This window comes from Paraburkholderia sp. DD10, from assembly GCF_049177125.1.
GTDB classification, from domain to species: domain Bacteria; phylum Pseudomonadota; class Gammaproteobacteria; order Burkholderiales; family Burkholderiaceae; genus Paraburkholderia; species Paraburkholderia terricola.
Genome location: NZ_CP185392.1, coordinates 38,053 through 55,376 on the forward strand (window position 1 = coordinate 38,053; position 17,324 = coordinate 55,376).

General features: G+C 66.1%; 15 protein-coding genes. 9 read left to right on the forward strand and 6 right to left on the reverse strand.

Annotation, left to right across the window (positions count from 1 at the left end; translation table 11 throughout):
* Positions 1-75: 75 nt before the first annotated feature.
* The gene (locus ACOCG7_RS00205) at positions 76-282 is read right to left on the reverse strand and encodes a hypothetical protein (RefSeq protein ID WP_244745553.1); all 207 of its coding nucleotides are present in this window, start codon (positions 280-282) and stop codon (positions 76-78) included.
* Between the two features lie 343 nt (positions 283-625).
* On the opposite strand from ACOCG7_RS00205, the gene ACOCG7_RS00210 reads away from it, so the two are divergent.
* A complete protein-coding gene (locus ACOCG7_RS00210) occupies positions 626-1,180 on the forward strand; it encodes an NADPH-dependent FMN reductase (protein WP_421376262.1) in 555 nt (184 codons plus the stop codon).
* A 79-nt stretch (positions 1,181-1,259) separates the two neighbouring features.
* Here the strand turns inward: ACOCG7_RS00210 and ACOCG7_RS00215 are convergent, their stop codons facing one another.
* The 3 genes from ACOCG7_RS00215 to ACOCG7_RS00225 all read right to left on the reverse strand — a co-directional run bounded on the left by ACOCG7_RS00215 (position 1,260) and on the right by ACOCG7_RS00225 (position 5,277).
* Entirely contained in the window at positions 1,260-2,303 is a 1,044-nt protein-coding gene (locus tag ACOCG7_RS00215) for a hypothetical protein (protein WP_073429649.1), read from the reverse strand.
* Positions 2,304-2,511: 208 nt separating this feature from the next.
* Positions 2,512-4,794: a hybrid sensor histidine kinase/response regulator gene (locus tag ACOCG7_RS00220; protein WP_244745555.1), complete on the reverse strand. Its 2,283-nt coding sequence runs from the start codon at positions 4,792-4,794 to the stop codon at positions 2,512-2,514.
* Between the two features lie 12 nt (positions 4,795-4,806).
* Entirely contained in the window at positions 4,807-5,277 is a 471-nt protein-coding gene (locus ACOCG7_RS00225) for a hypothetical protein (RefSeq protein ID WP_244745556.1), read from the reverse strand.
* A 205-nt stretch (positions 5,278-5,482) separates the two neighbouring features.
* Here ACOCG7_RS00225 and ACOCG7_RS00230 point away from each other — a divergent pair, with 205 nt between their 5' ends.
* The 7 genes from ACOCG7_RS00230 (at position 5,483) to ACOCG7_RS00260 (ending at position 12,593) form a co-directional block, all read left to right on the forward strand.
* Positions 5,483-5,851: a response regulator gene (locus tag ACOCG7_RS00230; RefSeq protein WP_073429651.1), complete on the forward strand. Its 369-nt coding sequence runs from the start codon at positions 5,483-5,485 to the stop codon at positions 5,849-5,851.
* Positions 5,844-6,467 carry a chemotaxis protein CheC gene (locus ACOCG7_RS00235; protein ID WP_073429652.1) on the forward strand — a complete coding sequence of 208 codons (624 nt, stop codon included), beginning with the start codon at positions 5,844-5,846 and terminating at the stop codon, positions 6,465-6,467. The genes ACOCG7_RS00230 and ACOCG7_RS00235 overlap by 8 nt, the downstream gene beginning before the upstream one ends.
* Complete coding sequence (locus tag ACOCG7_RS00240; protein WP_073429653.1) at positions 6,464-7,402, forward strand: sensor domain-containing diguanylate cyclase; 939 nt, start codon at positions 6,464-6,466, stop codon at positions 7,400-7,402. The genes ACOCG7_RS00235 and ACOCG7_RS00240 overlap by 4 nt, the downstream gene beginning before the upstream one ends.
* 280 nt (positions 7,403-7,682) lie before the next feature.
* A complete protein-coding gene (hpnD, locus tag ACOCG7_RS00245) occupies positions 7,683-8,531 on the forward strand; it encodes a presqualene diphosphate synthase HpnD (RefSeq protein WP_073429654.1) in 849 nt (282 codons plus the stop codon).
* A gap of 4 nt (positions 8,532-8,535) precedes the next feature.
* Positions 8,536-9,804 carry a hydroxysqualene dehydroxylase HpnE gene (hpnE, locus tag ACOCG7_RS00250; RefSeq protein ID WP_421376267.1) on the forward strand — a complete coding sequence of 423 codons (1,269 nt, stop codon included), beginning with the start codon at positions 8,536-8,538 and terminating at the stop codon, positions 9,802-9,804.
* Complete coding sequence (gene shc, locus ACOCG7_RS00255) at positions 9,801-11,858, forward strand: squalene--hopene cyclase (protein ID WP_421376269.1); 2,058 nt, start codon at positions 9,801-9,803, stop codon at positions 11,856-11,858. The genes hpnE and shc overlap by 4 nt, the downstream gene beginning before the upstream one ends.
* Before the next feature lie 3 nt (positions 11,859-11,861).
* Positions 11,862-12,593 (forward strand): phosphorylase, encoded by a 732-nt coding sequence (locus ACOCG7_RS00260; protein ID WP_244745560.1) that lies wholly within the window; start codon positions 11,862-11,864, stop codon positions 12,591-12,593.
* A 175-nt stretch (positions 12,594-12,768) separates the two neighbouring features.
* On the opposite strand, the gene ACOCG7_RS00265 is transcribed toward ACOCG7_RS00260, so the two are convergent.
* Positions 12,769-13,794: an MlaA family lipoprotein gene (locus ACOCG7_RS00265; RefSeq protein ID WP_244745561.1), complete on the reverse strand. Its 1,026-nt coding sequence runs from the start codon at positions 13,792-13,794 to the stop codon at positions 12,769-12,771.
* Positions 13,791-16,412: an MMPL family transporter gene (locus ACOCG7_RS00270; RefSeq protein ID WP_244745562.1), complete on the reverse strand. Its 2,622-nt coding sequence runs from the start codon at positions 16,410-16,412 to the stop codon at positions 13,791-13,793. Before ACOCG7_RS00270 ends, ACOCG7_RS00265 begins: the two co-directional genes overlap by 4 nt.
* 248 nt (positions 16,413-16,660) lie before the next feature.
* Here ACOCG7_RS00270 and ACOCG7_RS00275 point away from each other — a divergent pair, with 248 nt between their 5' ends.
* Entirely contained in the window at positions 16,661-17,266 is a 606-nt protein-coding gene (locus tag ACOCG7_RS00275; RefSeq protein WP_244745563.1) for an MlaC/ttg2D family ABC transporter substrate-binding protein, read from the forward strand.
* Positions 17,267-17,324: the final 58 nt, after the last annotated feature.

Below are 17,324 nucleotides of genomic sequence, written 5' to 3' on the forward strand. Positions count from 1 at the left end.
GCGCGCGGCATGCATGTCTTGCGGTTTCATCGATCCCGCGTCGCACGCAGCACACTCGCGCGGGGTCATCGCCGCTCAGATTTTTCCGCCGCCGTCCATGCCGTGTCCCTGCCGCCATACTTCCTTGCCGCGTTCGGACAGCTCGCCGCTGCTGTGCGTTGCATCCGCTTGCGTATCTTCGACCGCCATGTCGCCGCCGGGCTGTTCCTGCGACCGCTGCTTCTGCTTCTTCCGGGCCGCCAACGCTTCATCGTGCGACTTACCCGCGTAGTCCCGAGTCATCGTGGGTTCCTCCATTGAGTGGCTTACCGCAACCATCCAGCAAGCGCCGTTCTTGCCGCGCGCCCATCCGCCGCCGATCGAGCCATTTGCCTCGAATCGTCCAACCCCGAAAGCACGCTTGATTGACAAGGCAAAAGTACGAGTTATCCACAAGGTTATTCAGTAAATCTGTGGATAACTTTATCGGCAGCGGGGTTATCCACCGGTGGTCTTGCAGGACACCTTCCCGCGCCGTCAACAACGCGCGTTTTTTGCCCTTGGCGACGTCATCCGGCGCGGCTTTGCCTATGATGGACAGTTCATCCCTTTCGCGCGTCAAGCGCCTTTCGTTGAGGAAGTGAACATGGCCTATCACATCGCAGTCGTCGTCGGCAGTCTGCGCCGCGAGTCGTTCAACCGCCAGTTGGCGCAAGCGGTGGTGTCCCTCGCGCCGGCCGATTTCACGTTCGAATTCATCGACATCGGTTCGTTGCCGCTTTACAGCCAGGAATACGACGCCGACTACCCCGAGGCCGGCAAGCACTTGAAGCAGCGCGTGGAAGCCGCCGACGGCCTGCTGTTCGTCACGCCCGAGTACAACCGCTCGATACCCGGCGTGCTGAAGAACGCGATCGACTGGGCATCGCGGCCGTGGGGCACCAATTCGTGGGGCAACAAGCCCGGCGCGGTGATCGGCACGTCGGTCGGCGCGACCGGCTCGGCGCTTGCGCAACAGCATCTGCGCAATGTACTGGCGTATCTCGACGTCGCGACGTTGGGTCAGCCCGAAGTGTTCATCAAGCACGACCCGGCGGTCATCAACGAAAAAGGCGAGATCCCGAACGACGGCACCCGCAAGTTCCTGCAGACCTTCGTCGACCGTTACGTCGCGTGGGTCAAGCGGCATACCGCCGCCTGACGATTCCGCCAGCGCCAAACCCGCCGTTGACCGATGCGGCGGCATTGCCGCATCTCAGGCACGCCGCCGCGACCGTCTTCTATACGTGGTGATGCCCCGTCACCCGTTCCCAGCCGTGGCGCACGGCGAGCTTGAAGCGCTCCCACGTGCTTTCCGTCGACGTGGTTTCCCAATGACGACGGGCCTCCGGCTCGATGTCGTCCCACGGCCTGTCGCGGAAACGCATGTCGTTGCCGATCTCCGCGCCATAGCGATAGGCGGGCACGTAGTCTTCGTAGCGCGAATTTTCGGCCGCGTATTGCTCGTCGTAGTGGTTGCGGAAGTCTTCCTCGTATTCCAGATACTCGTTCGGAATCTGGCCGCCCAAACCGGCGGTGGGCTCATCAGCGTTAGGGATCACCTCCGACGGACGCATGACCGCGCCCGAACCCGGCACGGAACCGGCGGCGATCGCGCTGCGTCCCGCGTCGCCCGTCAGCGGCTCCCTGATCGGCTCGTTGACCGGGTCCGCCGTCGGCCGTTCGTTGGGCGGCGGCGGCACGAACCGTTCGGCCTCGGTACTGCGCGAGGGCGAGGTGTACATCGGATCGGCCGTCGATGTGGACCGCGCGGTGCTTCCCGGCATCGCTTCGCCGGGCGTCGTCACGCCGGGCGCGGCCGTGCCCGATGCGTTCGGTGTACGCTGCGCGCCGCGCGCCGCGGTGCCGATGCCCAGTTCGTCGAGCACCGAATGCTCGCGCGCGGCCTCCGGTGACACATCCTGATCCGGCGAGCGTTCGCCGACGTCGGTTGCGCCGAGCCGCCTGAACGTGTTGCGGGCGAGTTCCGCGTGCGATTCGCTCGCCGCGTTCACGCAGACCAGCACTGCGCCGCGCCGAATGGCTTCGGCGTAACGCGACTTCTCTGCCTCACGCGAACCGCTTGAGAACAGGCTGGACAGAAAGCGTTCGATGTTGGCGAGCACGCCCGAGCCCGCGACTTCGCCGGTGGCCGATCCGACGGACGGCCCCTCGTTCGCCTGCAATTCGATGGTGTCGCGTGCGAAGCCGGTTTGCACGAGCGTGTCGCGGGCGGCTTCCGCTTGAGAATAGGTGTCGAATAAACCAATCACGGCGTGTCGCATGGCTGTCTCCCGACATATTGAGGCGAGCGGCGGAACGCGCCGCCCTTCTATTTCCTCTGCCTTGCAACGATCGTGCCGGCATCTGCCGATGCGGCCGCGCGCCCGCTGTGAGCCCGCCGATCAACATGTCGGGCAAACGGGCACGCCATGCCGCTTCCGCGCTTTTACAACGCCCGGTAAATGGCGCTAGCGCCGGCTCGAGCCGGTTCTATGGCGCCGGATGCGCCGCCGGATCGGTGTCCGGTTGCGCGAGGTCGCGCTGGATCGCTTGCAAAAGCTGGTCCAGCAACGCGATATCGAACGGCTTCGACAGCACCCGCACGTTCACATGACGCGCGCGGTCGAGTTCTTCCGCGTAGCCGGTCATCAGAATGACCGGTAGCCGCGTATCGAACGCGAGAACGGCTTCCGCCAGATCGATGCCGTTCATCTTGCCCGGCATGTGGATGTCCGACAGCACGAGATCGAACGGCAGCGGCTCGCCGGTGCGAGCCTGCTTCGCATGCGCGTCGTCGAACAGACGCAGCGCCGTATCGGCGTTGAAGACGCAGGTGACCTGGTGGCCCATCATCTGCAGCAGGGCTTCGGTGCCCGCGGCCACCTCCTCGTTATCCTCGACGAGCAGAATGCGCAAGCCATGCGGCGCGCCGCTTTCCTCGGCGCGCGCTTCGGCCGGTCCCTCGGCTTCCGGCGCGGCCGTCGCGCGCGGCAGATAGAGACGCACCGAGGTGCCCGCGCCGACCGCGCTGTCGATCGCGGCAAGTCCGCCCGAGCGCTCGCAGAACGCAAAAACCTGCGGCAGCCCGAGGCCCGTGCCCATGCCCTTCGCCTTGGTCGTGAAGAGCGGCTCGAAGGCGCGCGCGAGCACGTCGGGCGCCATGCCGGCGCCGGTGTCCTCGAGCGAGAGTTGCACGAAGTCGCCGGTCAGCGGAAAGCCGTCTTCGTGACGGAAATGGATGTTGGTGGCCCGCACGGTGAAGCGCCCGCCGTTGGGCATGGCGTCGCGCGCATTCACGGCGATGTTGATCAGCGCCAGTTCGAGCTCCGCCACGTCGACGCGCATCGGCCAGATGCCGGCGGCGACGTCGATCACCAGCGAAATCTTCGCGCCGAGCGACGCGCGCAGCAATTCGCGGCAGGCCGGCAGCCAGCGTTCGAGCGCCAGCGTCTCGTTGCGCAACGGCTGTTTGCGGGCGACGCCGAGCAATTGCCGGGTTAGCGACTGACCGCTCTTGAGCGCCCGCTCCATCGCCGACAGTTCACGATCGAGGCCGGGCGCGCCGCGCCGCCGCGCGATCTGCAGGTTGGCCGAGACGATCATCAGCAGATTGTTGAAATCGTGCGCGACGCTGCCGACCAGCGTGCCGAGCGCTTCCATCTTGCGCGATTGCCGATACGCGGATTCGATCGAGCGGCGCATCGACGCTTCGGCCTGCCAGCGCTCCCACGCTTCCTCCTCGGCCCCCAGGCGCCGCAGCGACAGCCAGATCACGCACCACAGCGCGATCGACGGCGTGAACAGCGACAGCAGCAGCACGCTCAGATGCCGGTACCACGCCGCCCAGATCGCCGACGCGCGATAGCCGCACAGCACGTACACCGGATACGAACCGACGTGCCGGTAAGCGACGATCAATTTCTCGCCGTCGATGTCGGAATGCGTGCGCACGACGCCGGCCCGCCGCCCCTGCGCGAACGCTTCGGCGAGCGGCGATTGCGCCGGCATGGCGCTCGGCTCGCGCGGGCTGCGCGGATAGTGAGCGAGGATCGCGCCGTCCGTGCGCACCAGAGTCATCGTCATGGCCATGCCGTCGCTGCCGCCGAGCAGTTCGCGGTAAAACGCGCTGAAATAGCTGGGCCGCAGCGCCACCGAGACCATGCCCGCGAACGCGCCGTCGGCGCCGCGCCGCTCGACGCCCATGTTGAACACCTGTTCACCGGCGACGTGCCCCGTCATGACCTTCGACACGTGTTCGAGGTCGCGCCCGTCGCGAATGCCGGTGAAATCCTCGCGCCCGGCCACCGAGAGCGTCGGCACGGGATAGAAACGGCTGCTCGCGAGCAAGCGGCCATCGCGCCCGAAGATCGACACCGCGGCCACCTGCGGATAGCCGCCGCCCATCACGCGCAGCTTCTCGTGAATGTCGGCCTCGCGCGCGCTGATGCCGTCGTCGTCCAGATCCTGTGCGAGATCGACGATGCGCGAGTCGAGCGTTTCGTTCATGTCGAACACCTTCAGCGCATGTTCTTCCGCCACCCGCACCGTGCGCAGCGCCATGTCGGTGGCGTCGGCCTCGCGCGCGCGGAAGTCGCTGAACGCCATGGCCGCGACATACACGCACGGCAACACGATCGCGGCGATCAGAAGCGCGATCAGGGTGAGGCGCCGCACCTGGAAGTTCTGTTCCGGCACGGCGGGGAACAACGCCTCGTCCTGCCGGTTAGCGGAAAGGCGGCTCGCTTGAGACGGGTCGAACCGGTCAGGTGTCATTTTTCGATCGTGCTAAATGCGTTCGGCGCGAGGAGGCGGTGAGTCGGCATGATACGAGAAGCATAGACGCGCAACGGCGGTAGAAGTTACCGCGATGACCCAGCATGCATTCGGCCCCCACCTATTTGTCTGTTTTTTTAAACAGTGACGAATCGAGAAGCGCAAACGTACACAAAAGTATAAATATAAAAAATTGGCATCCGATGCTAATAAAATATGTTCAAAATTCGCTTGAAGCAGGAAAAAACGATTAGCGAACATCGAATTGTCGTGTTGCCTTTCCGCTGATTTGCTTCGAAAATCGACGCCACGATAAAAAATGCGCCCGCCATGTTCGGACGCATCTGCCGCGAGGGCCGCCGCACCATGCGTACAACGCGTGAGGGAAGGCGTTCGCGGAAACACGCGCGCGGCAAGAGACCATCCGATCCATCGAGCCGCGCGGGATTCCTCTACGGGGTAGGCTTCGAACATGCCGGTCATCGCCGTCGTCCACCGTGCGCGCACGCATCCCTGCATGCCCGACGGTTCCGCCATGCGCATCCCGCCGCACGCGCGCCCCGCTCGCCCGCAACGTGCATTCCCGCAAGCCGCGGCGCATCTTGCCGCCGACCGGCACATCACGCGCTAAAGAAAACGCCCCATCCGCCGATAACACGCAAGAGCTAATACCGCACTCCCACCGCCCATGCCTTTGCCTATCGTGATCGCCGATGATTCGCTGCTTGCCCGCAAAGTGCTCACCAAGGCATTGCCGCCGGACTGGGATGTCGACGTGTCGTACGCGTCGAACGGACGCGAAGCGCTGCGCCTCTATCGGGAAGGCAAGGCGTCGGTGATGTTCCTCGACCTGACGATGCCGGACATGAACGGCTACCAGGTGCTCGAAGCGTTGCAGCATGAGGATCTCAACACATTTGTCATCGTCGTGTCCGCCGATGTTCAGCCGATGGCCCAATCGCGCGTGCGCGCGCTCGGCGCCGCCGCGTTCATCGCCAAGCCGGTGACGCCCGCGGCGGTACTTCCGATCCTCAAGGAGTACGGGTTGTATGTCTGAGCGAGCCCTCACTGAAGATCAGCGCGACGCGCTGCAAGAGGTCGCCAATCTGGCGATGGGCCAGGCCGCGACGCGTCTCGCGCGGCTGCTCGATGCGTTCATCGAATTATCGGTGCCGCGCGTGCGGGTGGTCGGCGTCAGCGAAGCGGCGCAAACGCTGCGCGAGATGACCGGCATTCAGGACACGGTGAGCGCGGTGCGCCAGGGCTTTCGCTCGGACATCAAGGGCGAGGCGCTGGTGATCTGCCGCAGCGACAGCATCGAGCAATTGTGTTCGCTCGTCAGCGATCCGTACTCGCGTTCGGCCTACGAGGCGGTGAGCCAGCAGGAACTCGTGTTCGACGTCGCCAACGTGCTGACGGGCGCGTGTGTGTCCAGCATTCTCGACCAGCTCGGCCGCACGCCGGTGTTCTCGGCGCCCGGCCTGCTCGGCGAGGCCATGACGCTCGAGGAAGTGTTTCAGCCGGGCGTGCTGCAATGGGAAGTGGCATTGCTCGTCGAAGTGAACTTCGCGCTCGAGGACCAGAGTTTTCGCGCGCACCTCGTGATGTTGATGGCCGAAGAATCGATTCGCCATATGAACGGAGCGCTCGACGCGCTGTTGTCCAGCCTATGACTGTGTCCGTGGATTCGCTCAGCGATCTCGTGGTTGAACGTGTCGGCTTCGGCATCTTCGTGCTCGATCGCGAGATGAACGTGCTCATGTGGAACCGCTTCATGCAGGACCACAGTGGCTTGCCCGCGGAGCAGATGGTCGGCAAGTCGCTCTTCACGCACTTTCCGGAACTGCCGCGCGTGTGGCTCGCGCGCAAGATCGAAAGCGTGTTCCAGCTCGGCAGCTTCGCGTTCAGTTCGTGGGAGCAGCGCCCGTATCTGTTCAAGTTCGATCACGACCGGCCGATCACGGGCGGCGTCGATTTCATGCAGCAGGACTGCACCTTCATGCCGCTCATGCGTGATCGCGAAGTGGTGGCCGTGTGCGTGACCATCTCCGACGTCACGCACGTGAGCATCGTGCAGCGCGAACGCGAGGAGGCGGTCGCCAAGCTTCAGGAATACGCGGACCGCGACGGTCTCACGGGCATCGCCAACCGGCGCTTCTTCGAAGCGCGCCTGCGCGACGAATACACGCGCTGGCAGCGCTACGGCGGCGACATGTCGGTGCTGCTGTTCGATCTCGATCACTTCAAGAAGATCAACGACCAGTTCGGCCACGGCGTCGGCGATACGGTGCTGCGCGTCATGGCGCAGCGGGTCGCCGGGGTGGTGCGGGCCCAGGACACGTTCGGGCGTTTCGGCGGCGAGGAGTTCGCGTTGCTGTTGCCCTGTACGCCGCTTGACGACGCCATGCGGGTCGCCGAAAAAATCCGCTGCACGATCGCCGATACGCCGGTCGAAGTGCAGGGCACGAGCGTGCCGGTGACGGCGAGCGTCGGCGTGGCGGCGGCGCGCGTGGGCGCGCCGGCCTACGACGTGCTCATCAACGAAGCCGATGCCGCGCTTTACAGCGCGAAGCGGCAAGGGCGCAACCGCTCGGTGGCGTTCGTCTGACGGCGCGGCGTTTGCGTGCGTGGCGGGTGTCGCAAGCCGACACCCTGCACGAGGGTAGTATCGCGCTACGGCCGGACGGGCTTTCGGTCGTGCCCGGCTTCAAGCCCTGTATTGACCCCGCGATTCTGCGGCATCTCAGAAACGTTGCTATACTTTTCGCCGTTTCCGGCGTCCCTGCCGGGTGTTTCGCGCGTGTCCGCGCGCGCGGGCCGCGTGCCCTGCGGGTAGGCATTAAAACTTCTTGAACGCCTTTCAGCGGGCGCCTCCAGCGGAGATCGTCTTGGCTGTTTCCAATCTTGTCGTGGACGATACAGAAATCGACGCCGCTGCCGCCACCTCCGGCAGCTCGTTCTATATCGCAATGCGCATCCTGCCGGCCGCGCAGCGCGACGCGATGTATCAGGTCTACGCTTTCTGCCGCGCCGTCGACGACATCGCCGACAGCGATCTGCCGCGCGCCGAACGCGCCGCCGCGCTCGAGCGCTGGCGCGCCGACATCGACGCGTGCTACGCCGGCGCGCCGCGCGCTTCGTTGCGCGCGCTGACGCGGCACATTCACACGTTCCATCTGCAACGCGAGGATTTCCACGCGATGATCGACGGCATGGCGATGGACGCCGCCGCCGACCTCTGCGCGCCCAACGAAGCCACGCTCGACCTCTACTGCGACCGCGTGGCAAGCGCGGCGGGCCGTCTATCGGTGAGGATATTCGGGATGCAGGACGAGCCGGGCCGCCTGCTCGCGCACCATCTCGGCCGCGCGCTGCAACTCACCAACATCCTGCGTGATATCGACGAAGACGCCGGCATCAACCGCTGCTATCTGCCGCGTGAGTTGCTGGCGCGCGAAGGCATCGCCATCGAGAGCCCGGCGCAGATCGCCGACGACCCGTCGCTGCCGCGCGTCTGCGCGACGCTCGCCGAGCGCGCCAAGGAACACTTCGCCGCCTCCGACGCCATCATGAACCGCGAGCCGCGCGCTCAGGTGCGCGCGCCGCGCATCATGTCGGGCGTCTATCGCGTACTGCTCGATCGCACGCTCGATCGCGGCTTCGACATTCCGCGCACGAAGGTCAGCAAGCCGAAGCTGCGCATGCTGTGGATCGTCGCGCGTTACGCGTTCTTCTGACCTGATGCAAAAGCTCGTACATGTGGTCGGCGCGGGCCTCGCCGGCCTCGCCGCCGCGGTGCAATTGCAGCGGCGCGGCGCGCAAGTCGTGCTGCACGAGGCCGCCGGCCAGGCGGGCGGGCGCTGCCGTTCGTACTACGACGCCAAGCTGGGCGCGACCCTCGACAGCGGCAATCACATGGTGCTGTCGGGCAACGCCGCCACGCTCAACTACGCGCGCGCGATCGGCGCCGCCGACGAACTCGTCGGCCCGGCGCAGCCCGACTTTCCGTTCGTGGATCTCGCGACGCGGGCGCGCTGGACCGTGCGGATGTCGCCGGGACGCCTGCCCTGGTGGATCTTCGATCCGAATGCGCGCGTGCCCAATACCGGGCCGGGCGAGTACCTGTCGCTGATACCGCTGCTGTTCGCCAAGCCCGGACGCCGTCTCGTGCAGACCATGTGCTGCAATGGCCCGTTGTGGGACCGTCTGCTGCGGCCGCTATTTCTCGCGATGCTGAACGTCGAGCCACGCGAGGCGTCGGCCGAACTCACGAGCGCGATGGTTCGCGAAACGCTGCTTGCCGGCGGCCTCGCGTGCCGGCCTCTGATGGCGCGCAACGGACTCGGCAGTGCGTTCGTCGATCCGGCACTGCGGCTGCTGCAACACGGCGGCGCGGCGATCCGGCTCGGCTCGCGTCTGCAAGACATCGCGTTTGCCGCCGATAACCGCCGCGTGCACGCGCTGAATTTCGCGGACGAGACCATCGCGATCGAAGCGAATCACGCCGTGATTCTCGCGGTGCCGCCGCAGACCGCGCAGACGCTCGTGCCCAACGTGCGCACGCCGAATCGCTTCGCGGCGACGCTCAGCGTGCACTTCGCCGTCGAGCCGCCATTCGGCTTGTCGCCGGTCACGGCGCTGCTGAACGCCACGGCCGACTGGCTGTTTGCGTTCGACGGCCGCGTATCGGCGACCGTCTACGCCGCTGACCGCCTGCTCGACACACCGCAAGAAACGCTGGCGCAAACCGTCTGGGCCGAAGTGGCCCAAGCCGCCAACCTGCCGGCCGAACCGATGCCGCCGTGGCAAGTCACGCTGGAAAAACACGCGACATTCGCCGCGCTGCCGGATCAGGAAACGCTGCGTCCCGGCACGCGTACTCGCTGGAACAATTTGATGCTCGCGGGCGACTGGACGGCCACCGGCCTGCCCGCGACGATCGAAGGCGCGATCCGCTCCGGCCAGAAGGCCGCGGACACGCTGCTGAATCAACCGATGGAACGCCGATGAACGATTTATCCCAAGCCCAGCAGTTGGGCGCCGTCCCGCCAGAATTCGCCACGGAGCCGGCGCTCGATGCGCCCGCCGCCGCGCCGCAAGCGGCTGTAGAGCATGCCTCGCCCGATGTTTCGCTCGACGCCGCCCTCGACGCCACGATCACGCGCGCCACCGATGCGATTCTCGCCGCGCAGAAACCCGACGGCCACTGGGTCTACGAACTCGAAGCCGACGCGACGATTCCCGCCGAATACGTGCTGCTCGTCCACTATCTCGGCGAAACGCCGAACGTGGAACTGGAGCAGAAGATCGCGCGTTATCTGCGCCGCATCCAGTTGCCCAACGGCGGCTGGCCGCTTTTCACCGACGGCGCGCTCGACATCAGCGCGAGCGTGAAGGCGTATTTCGCGCTGAAGATGATCGGCGACCCCGTCGACGCCGAGCACATGGTCCGCGCGCGCGAGGCGATTCTCGCGCACGGCGGCGCGGAACAGGCGAACGTGTTCACGCGGATTCTGCTCGCGCTGTTCGGCGTGGTGTCGTGGCGCGCGGTGCCGATGATGCCCGTCGAAATCATGCTGTTGCCCATGTGGTTTCCGTTCCATCTGTCGAAGGTGTCGTACTGGGCGCGAACCGTGATCGTGCCGTTGCTGGTGCTGAACGCGAAGCGGCCCCTCGCGCGCAATCCGCGCCGCGTGCGCATCGACGAATTGTTCCGCGGCGCGCCGGTCAACACCGGCATGCCGGCGCGCGCGCCGCATCAGCATGTCGGCTGGTTCCGCTTTTTCCGTGGCGTGGACGTGCTGCTGCGCGCGGTCGACGGCCTGTTCCCGCATCCGCAGCGCGAACGCGCGGTGCGCGCGGCGGTCGCTTTCGTCGATGAACGGCTGAACGGCGAGGACGGCCTCGGCGCGATTTTCCCGGCAATGGCCAACTCGGTGATGATGTACGACGCGCTCGGCTATCCGGCCGATCATCCGAACCGCGCGATTGCCCGCCAGTCGATCGAAAAACTGCTCGTCGTCAAGGATGACGAGGCGTATTGCCAGCCTTGTCTGTCGCCGATATGGGACACGTCACTCGCCGCGCACGCATTGCTCGAAACCGGCGAGGCGCGTGCCGAACAGGCGGCCGAGCGCGGGCTCGCGTGGCTGCGTCCGCTACAAATTCTCGACGTGCGCGGCGACTGGATCTCGCGCCGCCCGAACGTGCGGCCTGGCGGCTGGGCGTTCCAGTACAACAACGCGTATTACCCGGACGTCGACGACACGGCGGTGGTGGCGATGGCGATGCATCGCTCGGCGGCGCTCACGCAATCCGACGTCGACCGCGAAGCCATTGCGCGCGCGCGCGAATGGGTGGTCGGCATGCAAAGCAGCGATGGCGGCTGGGGCGCGTTCGAGCCGGAAAACACCCAGTACTACCTGAACAACATTCCGTTCTCCGATCACGGCGCGTTGCTCGATCCGCCGACCGCCGACGTGTCGGGCCGATGTCTGTCGATGCTCGCGCAACTCGGCGAACTGCCGCAGGGCAGCGAGCCGGCGCAGCGCGCATTCGCCTACATGCTGAAAGAGCAGGAATCGGACGGCAGTTGGTACGGTCGCTGGGGCCTGAACTACATCTACGGCACGTGGACGGCGCTCTGTTCGCTGAACGCCGCCGGCATGCCGCACGACGACCCGCGCATCAAGCGCGCGGTGCAGTGGCTGCTGTCGATCCAGAACGAAGACGGCGGCTGGGGCGAGGGCGGCGAGAGTTACAAGCTCGACTACCGCGGCTACGAGCGCGCGCCGAGCACGGCATCGCAAACCGCCTGGGCGCTGATGGGCCTGATGGCCGCGGGCGAGGTCAATCACGAAGCGGTGGCGCGCGGCGTCGCCTATCTGCGGCGCGAACAGCGCGAGCACGGCCTGTGGGACGAAACACGTTTCACCGCCACGGGTTTCCCGCGCGTGTTCTATCTGCGCTATCACGGCTATCGCAAGTTCTTCCCGCTGTGGGCGCTGGCGCGCTTCCGTCATTTGAAGCGCAACGGGCTCACGCGCGTCGCGGTCGGGATCTGACGGATGCCGTTTTCGACATCGCCGTCAACCGAGGCGGGCGGCGGCAGCTTGCCGGTGATCTTCGTCACGGGGATGGCGTTCGAGGCGCGCATCGCGCGCGGCCAGGGCGTGGAGGTGGTCTATGCGGCGCGCGCCGATCTGCTCGAGCGCGCGTTGAGCGCGGCGGTCGCGCGCGGCTGTTCGGGGATCGTCAGTTTCGGCACGGCGGGCGGTTTGGCGCCGGATCTGGAGCCGGGCGCGCTGATCGTCGCCGAGGCCGTCGAGGGACCGTTTGGACGTCTGCCGACCGATCGTCCGTGGGCTGACAGACTCGCCGCCGCATTCGCCAACGGACCGCTGGCGGCGCGTCTACGGCGCGGCCTCGTGGCCGCTGTCACCGCACCGTTGGTGAGCGCGGACGACAAGCGCGTGCTGCATCGTTCGAGCGGCGCGTTGGCGGTGGATATGGAATCGCACATTGCCGGCGCGACGGCCGCCGCGCATCGCGTGCCGTTCGCCGTGTGCCGGGCCATCGTCGATCCGGCGTGGCGCACGCTGCCGTCCGCCGCCACGGCCGGTCTGCGGGACGACGGCAGCACCGCGCTCGCGCCGATTCTGCGGGAATTGATGCGCCAACCGTCGCAGATCGGAGCGCTGATCCAGGTCGCCGCCGATGCGCGGGCCGCGCGGACTTCGCTGGTGCAAGCCCGGCGCGCGATGGCCGTGGCTGGCGCGTTGCTGCCGACAGCAGGCTGAAGCGGCTGCGAGCCGGAGCCGAGCCGCCGCTACGTCGAGCTGATCCAGCGCATTTTCTTTCCCACGCTGCGCCTCGCATGCGTAGGCCGCAATTCTTCCTAGGTCTTGTCCTGTCTCCGTGGTGCGCTCATGTGAAGCGCACCACGGCGGCGCATTGCACTCCGCTACCGAATCGCTACTGCGCCGCAGGCGTGGCGGCCGGCTGTTTCTCACCGACCGGCGCAACTTGAGGTGCCGGCGCAACCGCTCCTGACGCGCCCGCGGGTGCCGCGGCCGGCGTCACCGGCGTTACGCCCGCTGCGCCGCTGGCGGGCGCAGGCGCGTCGCCGGGATCGGTGTAGTTAGGCACCCCCGCCGGAGCGCCTGTGGCGCTTGCCGAGGCTGCGTTCGGGGCTTCTGCCGTATCGCCCGGGTCGGCGTAGTTCGGCAGGCCGGCGGGCGCACCGGCGGCCGCGCCCTTGGCCGGGATCGCCGGCGTGCCGGAATCGCCCTGGTCCTCGTAGTCCGGCAGCGGCGCGGCGTTGTCGCCCGTGCCGCGTAGACGCGCCCGGCGCTGCTGCGTGTACGCGTCGCGCACGAACGAGTATTTGTCCAGCGCGGCCTGTTGCAGCAGATCGGTCGCGCCCAGCAAATCGGAGCGCACGCTCACGAATTGCAGCACGTACAGCGGATTGCGCTCCGCCGGCTCGATGTAGTTCAACGGATTGAATTTCACATCGACCACGAGACCCATGCTGTCGCGCACCGTGCTCGGACCGAACAGCGGCAGCACGAGATACGGGCCCGACGGAATGCCCCAGTGGCCGAGCGTCAGCCCGAAGTCCTGATGGTGTTTCGGCAGGCCGGCCGGCGTCGCCCAATCGAGCAGGCCGCCCAGGCCGAAAGTGGAATTGAACGCGAAGCGGACGAGGTCTTCGGTCGCGTCGGTGATCTTCAATTGCAACAGGGCGTTGGCGGCGTTGCTCAGGTCGCCCAGGTTCGAGAAGAAGTTGCTCACGGCGGTGCGCAGCGGCTGCGGCGTGACCTTCTGATAGCCCTTTGCAACCGGCACGGCGATGTAGCGGTCCACCCCGTCGTTGAAGTTGAACACAGCCCGGTTCACCGGTTCGAACGGGTCGCCCGGCTTGCGGTCGGGGCCGGTCGCGCAGCCCGAGATCAGACCGGTGGCGGCGAGCGCCAGCACGGTGGTACGCAGCTTCATTCTGATATTCCTTTGTGCTTCGCGCGACGGGCGCGCGGCTTGCCCATCAGCACGGGTTGGAACACCACCGCGCCGATCAGTGTGCAAAACAACGAGAGCGCCAGCAGGCGTCCCATGCTCGAGGTTCCCGGATGATGCGACAGCCAGAGGCTGCCGAATGCCGTCGCGGTGGTCGCCGCGCTGAACAGCACCGCGTGCGTGAGGCTCGATTGCAAGAGGCCGGTTTGGCCGTTGCGCCACGCCATCACGAAGTAGATCTTGAATGCGACGCCGACCCCCAGCATGAGCGGCAACGCGATGATATTCGCGAAGTTCAGCGGCATGCCGAATACCACGCACAGTTCCAGCGTGACGAGCGCCGACACCAGCAGCGGCACCAGCGTGCGCAGCATGTCGCCGAAGCGCCGCAGCGCGATCCACAGCAGGATCGCGATCGACAGCAGCGCCCAGCCCGCCGCCTGCAGGAACGCCTTGATGATCGTGTCCGCCGAATGCAGGATCGAAATCGGCCCGCCGATCGCGCTGGGCTCCGCCTTCTTCACCGCATGAGCGAAGCGGGCGAGCATCGCGTCGTCGTTCGGATCGGTGCCGGCCTGGACCTTCGGCGCGATGTCCACCAACGCGCGGCCGTCTTTCGAGACCCAGCCCGCCGAGATTTCCTTGGGCAGATTCTCGCGAGTGATCTGAGTCGGCTGCAACAGATTCTCCAACTGCTTCAGCGCGATGCGCAGCGGCTCGGACATCGCGGTTTCGGCGCGCTCGCGCACGGCGGCGTCGGCGGCGGCCAGCTTTTGCAGCGTCGCCGACAGATGCTTGGCCTCGGCGGCGCCGGGGCCGGGATGGTCGTCGGCGGCGAGCGCGAGCTGATTCGACGCGCGCTTTAACGCCGCGACGCGCAGCGCGTCCGTGGCTTGCGGCGCGGGGGTCTGCTGCAACGCGGGCAACAATTGCTGCGCGGCGCTCGCGACCAGCATCAGCTTTTGCTGCTGCTCGGTGGGAATGAACGTGTCGAGCGTGGTGACGCGGCCCACTTCCGGCAGCGTGCGCAAATGCGCGGCCATGCGGTCGGCGTCGACTTGCGAGGCGGCGAGCGCATGCACGTTGTTGACCGCGGCTTCCGGCGAATCCTTCAGCGAGATCAGCGTCGCCATGGACTCCGTATGCGGATCTTTCAGATGCAGCGGGTTGAAGTCGAAACGCAAATGCGCGAGCAAGGGCGCCGCGCCGAGCACGACGATCAGCGTGCCGATCAACACCGGCTTGCGGTTTTGATCGAGGAAATCGTCGACGGGAGCAAGTTGCTTGAAGCCCGGCGAAGCGGGTTCGCCCGGTGGACTGAAGACTTTCAGCAGCGCGGGCAGCAACGTCATGTTGGTGAAGTACGCGACGAACATGCCGACGCCCGCGATCTCGCCCAACTCCGACACGCCGCGATAAGCCGTCGGCAGGAACGAGAAGAAGCTCAACGCGACGGCGACCGCCGCGAGCGTGAGCGGCACGCCGATGCTGTGCGACGTGTGCATGAGGGCCGCCGAAAGGCGGTCGTCGCGATTGCGCTCCTCACGATACTTGACCCCGAACTGCACGCCGAAATCGACCCCGAGTCCGACGAACAGCACCATGAACGCGACCGAGATCATGTTGAGCGCGCCCACCAGCATCAGGCCGAGCGCCGCGGTGATCGCGAGCCCGACGAACAGCGTGATGAACACGGCCGCGATCATGCGGCCCGAGCGCAGCGCGAGCCACAAGATGATGAGAACGACAATAAACGTGCCGATGCCGTTGAGCACCGCGCCGTCCTTGACCGAGGCGAATTCTTCGTCGGCGAGCGGCTGTTCGCCGGTCAGGCGGACCGTGGCGCCATAGCGTGAGTCGAGGTGCAGCGAGGCGGCGGTGTCGCGGATCGCCTTCGACGCGCTCGCGCCCGGCTCCAACGCGTCGTAATTCACAACCGGCTGCACGACGACGAAAGCGCGCGCCGGATTGGTGGCGGCGCTCTTGTCGACCAGCGCGCGCCACGAGAAGGCGGCCGGCTGGCCGGCCAGTACGCGATCGAGCGTGGTGGCGCTTTGCGCCAGCAGATGGCTCATGTCGGCGAGCTTCACCTGGCCGAGTTGAAGCGGCAGCAACAGGCTCGTGGTGAGCGTGCCGGCGAGGCCGGTCAGGCTCGGATCGTGCGCAAGAGCGTTGACGAGCGGGCGCGACTGAACGAGTTGCGAAGTGGTCGACAGGACTTCTTCGGTTGACGGAAACAGCAGGCCGTTGTGTTCGAAGAACGGACCGCCCGCCGGCTGCGAAACCGCCACGAACTCCTTCGGATCGGCTTTGAGCGCGGCGGTGAGCGCGCCAGCGGCGGCGTCGGCGAATTCGGGAGCGCGCGCTTCGACCACCACCAGCACGGTTTCGCCGCGATCCGGGAAGGCCTCGCTCATGGCATGTTCGAGCGCCGACCATTGCGGGTCCGTCTCGATGAGGCGGCTGATGTCCGTGTTGATCTTGAAGTGATGAGCGACGTAGATGCCGCTCAAAACGGCGAGCACGAGCGACAGGGCGATGATCCATAGCGGATGACGCACCGAATAGGCGACGAGACGGACGATGGATGACTTCAGCATGTAGGCGAGACGGGCCTTATCGCGGGTGTTGTTCTTGACGAAAGAGCACAAGTATACAGAGCCGAGGCGATCTGACTCAGGTTCGTCGGCAACCGTCGGCAACCGGGCGTAACAAATCGAGGTAGCAAACGCGGCTCCCGGTCCGGCCATGCCGAGCGGGAACGCAATATCGGTATACTGGTCTATCCTGCTTTCGCCGCGGACTTGTGAACTTCGCGGCGCTGACTTCTTCCAGTTCTGGCGAGCGTATGAAACGTTATCTGTCTGCTTTTCTGGCTGCGGCCGTGGTGTCCACGGCGGCCTATGCGCAAAGCGCGCCCGATGCGTTGGTGAAGAGTGCCGTCGAGGGCACGGTGAGCGCCATGAAGGCCGATCCGCAGGCGCGCGGCGGCGACATGGCGAAGATCACGCAACTGGTCGAAACGCGGTTCGTGCCGGCAACGGACTTTCAGCGCACCACGCGCATTGCTGTCGGAAAGGCCTGGAGCACCGCGACGCCCGAGCAGCAAAAGCAGTTATATGAGCAATTCACGCTGCTGCTCGTGCGCACTTACGCTTCCTCGCTTTCGCAACTGCGCGATCAGGATGTGAAGTTCAAGTTCTTGCCGGCCAATGTTCCGGCCGGCGCCAGGGACGTCGTGGTGCAGTCGCATGTACTCAGTCGCGGCGGCGACGACGCCATCGACTACCGGCTGACCAAGGGCCCCTCCGGCTGGAGGATTTACGACATCAACATGATGGGCGCCTGGCTGATTCAGGTCTATCAAACGCAGTTCGCCGATCAGCTTTCGAAGGGCGGGGTCGACGGGCTGATCAAGTTCCTGACCGCGCACAATGCGCGCGGCGCGGGGTAAGCCCTCTTCCTTGCCTGCAGATAAAAAAGCGCGGTGGCTTTGATTGCCACCGCGCTTT

Bases quoted from the DNA above. Each gene is read 5' to 3' on its own strand.
- ACOCG7_RS00275 (WP_244745563.1), top strand. From the start codon at position 16,661: ATGAAACGTTATCTGTCTGCTTTTCTGGCTGCGGCCGTGGTGTCCACG.
- ACOCG7_RS00215 (WP_073429649.1), bottom strand. From the start codon at position 2,303: ATGCGACACGCCGTGATTGGTTTATTCGACACCTATTCTCAAGCGGAA.
- hpnE (WP_421376267.1), top strand. From the start codon at position 8,536: ATGCAAAAGCTCGTACATGTGGTCGGCGCGGGCCTCGCCGGCCTCGCC.
- ACOCG7_RS00240 (WP_073429653.1), top strand. From the start codon at position 6,464: ATGACTGTGTCCGTGGATTCGCTCAGCGATCTCGTGGTTGAACGTGTC.
- ACOCG7_RS00220 (WP_244745555.1), bottom strand. From the start codon at position 4,794: ATGACACCTGACCGGTTCGACCCGTCTCAAGCGAGCCGCCTTTCCGCT.
- ACOCG7_RS00230 (WP_073429651.1), top strand. From the start codon at position 5,483: ATGCCTTTGCCTATCGTGATCGCCGATGATTCGCTGCTTGCCCGCAAA.
- ACOCG7_RS00265 (WP_244745561.1), bottom strand. From the start codon at position 13,794: ATGAAGCTGCGTACCACCGTGCTGGCGCTCGCCGCCACCGGTCTGATC.
- ACOCG7_RS00205 (WP_244745553.1), bottom strand. From the start codon at position 282: ATGACTCGGGACTACGCGGGTAAGTCGCACGATGAAGCGTTGGCGGCC.
- ACOCG7_RS00270 (WP_244745562.1), bottom strand. From the start codon at position 16,412: ATGCTGAAGTCATCCATCGTCCGTCTCGTCGCCTATTCGGTGCGTCAT.
- shc (WP_421376269.1), top strand. From the start codon at position 9,801: ATGAACGATTTATCCCAAGCCCAGCAGTTGGGCGCCGTCCCGCCAGAA.
- ACOCG7_RS00210 (WP_421376262.1), top strand. From the start codon at position 626: ATGGCCTATCACATCGCAGTCGTCGTCGGCAGTCTGCGCCGCGAGTCG.
- ACOCG7_RS00260 (WP_244745560.1), top strand. From the start codon at position 11,862: ATGCCGTTTTCGACATCGCCGTCAACCGAGGCGGGCGGCGGCAGCTTG.
- ACOCG7_RS00225 (WP_244745556.1), bottom strand. From the start codon at position 5,277: ATGACCGGCATGTTCGAAGCCTACCCCGTAGAGGAATCCCGCGCGGCT.
- ACOCG7_RS00235 (WP_073429652.1), top strand. From the start codon at position 5,844: ATGTCTGAGCGAGCCCTCACTGAAGATCAGCGCGACGCGCTGCAAGAG.